This window comes from Fictibacillus aquaticus (genome assembly GCF_002245695.1).
Lineage (GTDB): Bacteria > Bacillota > Bacilli > Bacillales > Fictibacillaceae > Fictibacillus > Fictibacillus aquaticus.
This window is the reverse complement of record NZ_NOII01000031.1, coordinates 1-1,802: the sequence shown is the minus strand read 5'-3', so window position 1 is coordinate 1,802 and position 1,802 is coordinate 1. Positions and strand designations below refer to the sequence as shown.

The window sequence follows — 1,802 nt, the reverse complement described above, 5'->3', positions numbered from 1 at the left end:
AGATGTGAATGAAAGTAAGATTCAAAATTACAATGAAATTTCAGGTCATGGTATTCATGTATCGGTAGATGGGAAAGAAATATTAGCTGGTAATGCGAAGTTAATGAGTAAAGAAAATATAGACTTTGAGGAACCAAAGGTTACAGGAACAATCGTGTATGTGGCTGTTGATCGAATTTTTGCTGGACATATCGTCATTTCTGATAAGGTAAAAGAAGATTCTGCAAATGCAATAAGAATGTTAAAGAATCTTGGTATCAAGAAAACGATCATGTTAACTGGGGACGTTGCTAGTGTTGGAAAAGCAGTGGGACGTGAACTTGGTATCGATGAAGTGTATACAGAACTATTACCTCATCAAAAAGTTGAGGAAATTGAAAAGTTAGACAAACAAAAGCTATCCAAAGAAAAAGTTATCTTTGTTGGTGATGGTATAAACGATACTCCTGTTTTAGCAAGAGCCGACGTTGGAATAGCAATGGGAGGTTTGGGATCAGATGCAGCAATCGAAGCTGCAGATATTGTTATCATGACAGATGAACCGTCGAAGATTCCTGAAGCAATTAAGGTTGCCAAACGTACACGGCGTATCGTATGGCAGAATATCGTTTTTGCACTGGGGATAAAGAGTATTTTTCTTATTTTTGGTGCATTTGGAATCGCTACTATGTGGGAAGCCGTCTTCTCAGATGTAGGAGTAACATTACTAGCTGTATTAAACGCGATGCGAGTACTGAAAACTGAAAAAATTTAATGAGAGAACCGTAAACAGTCGAGCCATTGTTTACGGTGTTTTTCTTTTCCTTTGAGAAAATAAGAATATGTTTCATTTCGCCGTGTTTAACTTTTAGGTTATTGTATTACATTGAACTTATACTTCTTCATAAAAAGAACACAACTATATGGAACAATGATAATGCGACAATGCTATTTCTGTGTCTTTAAACATATCAAAAAGTACATCCTATATAAATAAACAATAAATAAAAAAGAGGCGTTTATATGGAGAAAAATAGAATTCTGCTAATTGATGATGATTGGGAAATGAGGAACTTACTGCAGATTTATCTAAGAGATTATTATGAACTTATAGAAGCCGATAGTGGAAAGAGGGCTATAGAAATCATCAATACTCAGGACATTGATTTAGTGATATTAGATATTATGATGCCTGAACTTGATGGTTGGGAAGTATGCTTAAAGATTAGGGAGATGAATAATATAACTCCTATTATCATGCTTACTGCTCTCTCTGATACAAAGGATAAAATATTGGGATTAAATATCGGTGCAGATGATTATCTTGTCAAACCGTTCGAACCGGATGAATTATTGGCTAGAGTTCAAGCTCTATTCCGCAGGGTTTCTTTTTTACAAACCAACTCTGAAATAAAGAACCAATTGATTATAAAGGATCTAAAAATAGACATTAGTGGACGAGAAATATTTGTAGATGGTTTACCGGTTGAATTTACACCGAAAGAATTAGAATTGTTATTATTTTTGGCGAATAGTCCAAAACAAGTTATGACACGAGACGTACTTTTGGATGAAATATGGGGTCATTATTATTCACTTGATGGACGGGTTGTGGATACCCATGTGAAAAATATTAGGGAGAAGCTTAGAAGGTCTAATCTTTCATTTAACCCTATAAAAACAGTATGGGGTATTGGATATAAGTTTAATCCGCCTGGAGAAGAGATATGATTCAAAATAAAATTTCCTTTAAAATCAGTGGTAGTTTTATTTTGCTATTTATGGTTGTTTTAATCCCAACAGGTTTTGTTATTTTTCAAGTA

2 protein-coding genes are annotated in these 1,802 nt (G+C 34.2%); both read left to right on the top strand.

Annotated features, from left to right (window positions below):
- Positions 1–754: HAD-IC family P-type ATPase (locus tag CGZ90_RS18790; protein WP_133063617.1), on the top strand; the 754-nt coding region annotated here is incomplete at its 5' end.
- Between the two features lie 248 nt (positions 755–1,002).
- Positions 1,003–1,710 (top strand): response regulator transcription factor, encoded by a 708-nt coding sequence (locus tag CGZ90_RS18785; protein WP_094254049.1) that lies wholly within the window; start codon positions 1,003–1,005, stop codon positions 1,708–1,710.
- The last annotated feature ends 92 nt before the right edge of the window (positions 1,711–1,802 follow it).

What these genes read in the sequence shown, in the direction of transcription:
- CGZ90_RS18785 (WP_094254049.1), top strand. Translation starts at nt 1,003, where the DNA reads ATGGAGAAAAATAGAATTCTGCTAATTGATGATGATTGGGAAATGAGG.